A 5,949-nucleotide genomic window follows, 5' to 3' on the forward strand; every position below is an offset into this window, starting at 1 on the left:
ATCGACTGTTAATTGTTAAAGAACGTATTCGGTATTTCTATCTTGCCGCATGGTACGAAGCGTTGTGTTCGTTGCAGCAGAGAGGTGAGATTATGCAGCGTTTCGCGTTTCTCGTCAACCTCTTTTTGCTACTTCGCTTCTTTCGAAACGCCCCTGAACTGTCCTGCAACTACTTGATTTCGCTAGCGCTTCAGCGGGGAGGCGAACTATAGCAAAGCCTCCCCGTAGTGGCAAGGCCTATTCCGATAATGTGGTCACTGAATAACGTGGGTCGTCGCGGATGCTGTGCTGGGTAAACGGCAGCAGCGGCCAGCTCTTCTGCGAATACAGGGACAACTGGTCGACATGGTAGGGCGACACCGGATCGACCGACTGCCCATACAGCAGCATCGCCTGCGCGACCGGCCCCACTTCGTCAAACGTCACCGTCTGCACATAGCTTGTTCCCCATGCAATCTGGTGATACCCGTCTGCCTGCAGCGCTGTCTCCATATGAATCGAGTTGTAGGAGCCATCGATATCGCCAATCGCTCCGTGCAGCGCCACCCGCACGCCATTGCGCGTATCGCTCTGGTAGTCACCCAGGCGGCAATCGAGCGGTATATTCAGCGCCTGCAGCTGCCGCGCCGCGTCCTTTAACGCCGACAGCATGGCCGGCCCTGCGGCCGGAGCCAAGCCGCGCGGCGTATTCACGGGATCGGCCGCGTCCAGCGCGACAGCCCATTTGTCCGCAATAGTCGATGCCCGGTTCCAGAACTCGCGAAACAGCACTGCGCCGCGACTATCGAGATTGGCGTGCCTGTCCCATGCGCCCAATACCCGGCACGCCTGCGCTAACAGCGCATCGGCGGACGCGCCGCACAGGGGCAGAAATTCCGGGAGCATCAATTCGGCCGCATACACGCGATTGGCAAAGGCCAGCTCCTGCACGTCGCTCATGTACAGGCGCGGTTTATTGGCCAGGGCATCCTCGAGCTGCCTGAATCCGATCCGCGTGCGCAGCATCTGGTGTACCCCGGTCGCCCCGTACAGTGGCGAATAGCCGAACGGCGCCGGCCCTGTCAATAAGGCGCGCGGATTCGACAGCCAGTAACTGTCATTCGAATTGCCGACATAATCGCTGCGCATCATCCACGGCGCATCGACAGGCGAATGGACGCCCGCCGGCGCGTGCGCGTCGCTTCCCCACGCGCACGCGCTGCGCGAGCCGTCGAACATCAACAGCTGCGGCAGCACAAGGCAATCCGGCGCGAATTTGTCGGCGCCGACCTTGGGCACCACGCTGGCATCGGCATACAGGGCATTGCCATCGCGGTCGGCGGCCATGGTATTCACCCAGGGCAGTCCCACGATCTTGTCGAGCGACGCCTTCATCTCATTCACATTGCGAGCACTGCCCAATCCGATCCATTGTTCGATCAAACGCGTATTGTGGCGATTGGCGTCGCCCAGCACATGCACCGCCTGCGCCGACCAGGTAATGCCGGCGTCCGGCTTGACCATCACCACGCCTTGCCTGGTGAAATAGAAGGTCTTGCTGCGCCTGGTCATACTGCCATCCGGCCGCAGGCTGTCGACGCTGACCATTTTGGACGTCATTTTGGCAGGCACGCCATCGTACAAATACGTCGTGCCGCTCGGATCGCGCGTCTCGAGCGCCAGCCTGAAGGTCGTGAAATGCACCGCGCGGGTGACGGTATGCGTCCACGCTATATCCTTGTTAAAGCCGATAACGATCATCGGTATGCCACCCAGGATGACGCCCATGGCATCGTAGCGCCCGGGAATGGTCAGGTGTGCCTGATAAAAGCGGTCAGTGCTGGTCCAGGGATAATGCGGATTACCGAGCAGGATGCCACGCCCGCTCGCCGTCGTGTCCTTGCCGAGCGCCAGTCCATTGCTTCCCAATTGCTCCCTGCTCAAACGGTCAAGCCTGCGCTGCAGAAAACCGGTATCGCTGACCCGCAGCTGCGCTCCCTTGTCCACGAGCGCAACGCCGCCCTCGCGCGCGGCGTCCACGATCTCTTGCGCGAATACCTGGCCCGACGCGTGCAGCGCTTTCTCGGCCAATACCAGCATCATGTCCTCATAGCTGATCGGCCTGACCCACGGGGCCTTGTTGCACGCGGCAGGATAGCGCCCGGCATATTCCTTGAGATAGCGGTTATAGCCGGCCGCGTAACCCGTCAACACGTCGCGCGCTTCCTGGCTGCCGGCGGCATAGCCGGCCTTTAGCTGCTCCACGTCGAGATAGCCCTTGAAGAAGAAGTCGCTGTCCTCGTTATTGAGTTTCATGAAATCGCTGTTGGCGCCATATTCACCGTTGGCCGCCGGCGTTGCCGCCTTGGCCGCGCCGAAAAACCGCGAGCGCTCGCCGCGCACCGTCAGGATGGTATCGGCGAACATGCACACATTATCCTGGGCATAGGCATAAGCGAGGCCGTAACCGATACCACGAAAGTCGCGCGCCCGTATGTGGGCGATGCCGTGCGAGGTGCGCGCCAGCTCGGCGCTGAACTGCGGACGCACCGCCGTCGACAGGCCCGGCGCCTCGTCACTGCGCCCGCACCCGGCGATGGCAAGCGCGGCCAGGCCCGCCGCCATTGCGGCTAATACAAGACGATTGTGGTGAACTACATCCCTGAACACGCATCTCATGGTGACTCCCTTTCACGGTGCCGGCCAGGATGACCGACAGGCAATCGTACGAATGCCGGCCGTGGCCGTATTGAGAGTAGTCAACAAAAGAAAATCGTCAGTAAGGGCTGGCGGTCGGGCGCACGATGATTTCGCTCACGTCCACGTCGGCCGGCTGGTCGATGGCGAAGCGAATGGCGCTGGCGATGGCCGACGGGGCGATCGCCACGCGGCGGAAATCGCGCATGGCCTCGCGCGCCAGCGGGTCGGAAATCGTTTCCGCCAGTTCCGACTCGGTCACGCCCGGCGAGATGACGGTCACGCGGATGTCGCCGCCCACTTCCTGGCGCAAGCCTTCCGACAGCGCCCCCACCGCGAACTTGGTCGCGCAGTACACGGCGGCAGTGGGACTGACGGCATGGCCGCCGATCGACGACAGGTTGATGAACTGGCCCGAGCGCTGTTCCTGCATCACGGGCAAGGCGGCGGCGATACCGTGCAGGACACCGCGGATTTTCACATCGATCATGTGATTCCATTCATCGACCTTGAGCGCATCGAGCCGAGACAAGGGCATGACGCCGGCGTTGTTGACGAACACGTCGACCCGCTTGTACACGTCGAGCGCGAAGGCCACGAAGCCTTGCACGTCTTCCGGGCGGCGCACATCCATGGCAAAACTTTCGGCGGCGCCGCCTTCGCTGCGGATCTCGGCAACCAGCGCGGTCAGGCGGTCGGCGCGGCGCGCTCCGAGCATGAGTCGGTAACCGTGGCGTCCGAGCAAGCGCGCGGTGGCCGCGCCGATGCCGCTGCTGGCGCCGGTGATGAGGACAACTTTCTGATGCAAATTGTGATGGCTGGACATGCGGTTCTCCTTGAAGTACGGACAGGTGATGCATCTTACAAATCACGGGCGCGCCCGGAAATACAAAGGACTCTCGCTTGATTGCCTATTTCTCGAGGGCGTTCAAGGCGGTGCGATGGACAATGATTCGAGGCTCGCTTGCGGGCTCAGCCTTGATGTGAAAAAAGTAAGATTCGAGGCTTTCGTTAGGTGTAATATTCGTCGAGGTACACATCGTCCCGGCCCCCGGCGACGGCGGGTGCGCATGGCCGCAGCTCACGGCAGCGGGGAACTGATAAAAAGAAAGCTGGCAGCATTGCCGGAAGATTGTCTGGGGATGGGAATGGGTTTGACGGCGAACACCAAGGTCGGCTGGCGCAAAGGACGCGCGCAGCCGCGATCGTCCAATCACCCCTTACACAGCAATGCGAGGATGTTCTGAGTCAAGCATCCGTCAAGACCTACCTGCCGTGGGTCGTCGCCGCCGCGCTGTTCATGGAGCAGCTCGATGCGACCATCGTCAACACAGCGGTGCCGAGCATCGCGGCCAGCCTGGGCGTGACCCCGCTCAGCCTGAAATCGATCGTCTCCAGTTATATCCTCAGCCTGGCCGTGGGCATTCCGGTCAGCGGATGGATGGCGGACCGCTTCGGCACGCGCCGCGTGTTCGCGGTCGCCATTGTGGTCTTCACGCTGGCCTCGGTCCTGTGCGGCATGGCGGTCAACGCACCGATGATGATCGCCGCCCGTTTGCTGCAAGGCCTGGGCGGCGCCATGATGATGCCGGTCGGCCGCCTCGCCATCATCCGCACCTTTCCCAAATCGGAATTGCTGGGCGCGATGAACTTCGTGATCATCCCGGCGCTGATCGGCCCGCTCCTGGGACCGACCGTGGGTGGGCTGGTCGTGCATTGGGTGTCGTGGCGCTACATTTTCTTCATTAACGTGCCGGTCGGCCTGGTTGCGCTGTTCCTGGTGTTTCGCTACATGCCCGATTACCGCGCGGCCCAGCAGCGCCCGCTCGATGTGGTCGGCCTGATCCTGTTCAGTTCGGGGACGGCCTTGCTGTCGTGGTTCCTGGAAATTTTCGGCGAGCATACATTGGCGCCCTTGACCGCTGCGGCCATCCTGGCCTCGTCGCTCGGCTTGCTGGGCGCGTACGCCCTGTATGCGCGCGGCAGGAAGTTTCCGCTGCTGCGCTTGTCGCTGTTTCACATCCGCACGTTCCGCATTGCCGTGGTCGGTGGCTTTTTGACGCGGCTGGGATTGGGCGGGATGCCATTTTTGTTGCCGCTGCTTTATCAGGTCGGGTTGGGTTTTCCGGCGTGGAAATCAGGCTTGCTGATGATGCCGGCGGCGATCGCGGCGATGGCGATGAAACTGGTGTCGCAACGCTTGCTGCATCGCTTCGGCTATCGCCAGATCCTGGTGGTCAATACGGTCTGCATCGGCTTGACGATCGGCCTGTTCGCTTTTGTCGGCGCCGGCACGCCACTGGTCTTGATAGTGATGCTTGGGCTGACCCAGGGGTTTTTTAATTCGCTGCAGTTCTCGTGCATGAATTCACTCGCCTATGCCGATGTCGACGACCAGGATTCGAGCATGGCCAGCACCATCTCAAGCTCGTTCCAGCAGTTGTCGATGAGTTTCGGGCTCGCTGCCGGATCGCTGGTCACTGCCTGGTTCCTTGGCGACCTGCCGCAGACCGACCGCACCATGGTCATCAGCGCGTTGCATCATGGGTTTGCGACGCTGTCGATCATTACCGTGATGTCATCGCTGACCTTCTGGCGTTTGCACCAGGACGACGGCGAGAGTATCAGCCGCGGTACGGCGCTCAGGCTCCAGCGATAAGAAATGTGGTTCGCTTGCAGGGAAGGGCTCGAAAGACGGCGGGCATATCATGAAGGAGATCGCACCCGAACTCTTTTGGAAACCAATGATGCGATAGAGCGTAGCCGCCTCTTACAGACGAAAAAAAACCCCACCTGCACGAAACGCGATTGAGCGCGTTGGCTGGTGGGGCTTTCTCATATAACTAGCCTGACGATGACCTACTTTCACACTGGTTGCAGCACTATCATCGGCGTAAAATCGTTTCACGGTCCTGTTCGGGATGGGAAGGGGTGGTACCGATTTACTATGGTCATCAGGCATAACTTGTACAAGTAGTTGCTCCCGACTGGGCAGCAGCACTTCGAATCCTGAGCGCGTATTTTACGGCGTATTCTTATTAATTGGTAGCGTTTTCTTTAGCCGGATCACAAAAACGCGGACGAAAAAAAACCCCGGTTTGCACTAAGCGCGATCTTGAGCGCGCTTGGGCTTACCGGGGTTTTCTTCTTATAACTAGCCTGACGATGACCTACTTTCACACTGGTTGCAGCACTATCATCGGCGTAAAATCGTTTCACGGTCCTGTTCGGGATGGGAAGGGGTGGTACCGATTTACTATGGTCATCAGGCAT

Annotated in this window: 4 protein-coding genes and 2 rRNA genes; 2 read left to right on the forward strand and 4 right to left on the reverse strand. The window is 60.4% G+C overall.

The window, feature by feature from the left end; genetic code table 11:
• A partial coding sequence (locus tag F1735_RS35915) for a hypothetical protein (protein ID WP_222853145.1) occupies nt 1-212 on the forward strand: 212 nt, incomplete at its 5' end.
• Between the two features lie 25 nt (nt 213-237).
• Here the strand turns inward: F1735_RS35915 and F1735_RS32180 are convergent.
• Nucleotides 238-2,658, reverse strand: a complete 2,421-nt coding sequence (locus F1735_RS32180) for a penicillin acylase family protein (protein WP_229506072.1) — start codon at nt 2,656-2,658, stop codon at nt 238-240.
• A 97-nt stretch (nt 2,659-2,755) separates the two neighbouring features.
• Nucleotides 2,756-3,502 (reverse strand): SDR family oxidoreductase, encoded by a 747-nt coding sequence (locus F1735_RS32185; RefSeq protein ID WP_167240917.1) that lies wholly within the window; start codon nt 3,500-3,502, stop codon nt 2,756-2,758.
• Between the two features lie 444 nt (nt 3,503-3,946).
• On the opposite strand from F1735_RS32185, the gene F1735_RS32190 reads away from it, so the two are divergent.
• Nucleotides 3,947-5,335 carry a DHA2 family efflux MFS transporter permease subunit gene (locus F1735_RS32190; RefSeq protein ID WP_373888619.1) on the forward strand — a complete coding sequence of 463 codons (1,389 nt, stop codon included), beginning with the start codon at nt 3,947-3,949 and terminating at the stop codon, nt 5,333-5,335.
• A 187-nt stretch (nt 5,336-5,522) separates the two neighbouring features.
• On the opposite strand, the gene rrf (F1735_RS32195) is transcribed toward F1735_RS32190, so the two are convergent.
• Both rrf (F1735_RS32195) and rrf (F1735_RS32200) read right to left on the reverse strand, forming a co-directional pair.
• Nucleotides 5,523-5,635: ribosomal RNA gene (gene rrf, locus F1735_RS32195) — 5S ribosomal RNA — on the reverse strand.
• A gap of 198 nt (nt 5,636-5,833) precedes the next feature.
• Nucleotides 5,834-5,946: ribosomal RNA gene (rrf, locus tag F1735_RS32200) — 5S ribosomal RNA — on the reverse strand.
• Nucleotides 5,947-5,949: the final 3 nt, after the last annotated feature.

The sequence above is a fragment of the Massilia genomosp. 1 genome, from assembly GCF_011682185.1.
GTDB lineage: Bacteria > Pseudomonadota > Gammaproteobacteria > Burkholderiales > Burkholderiaceae_D > Telluria_A > Telluria_A rubra.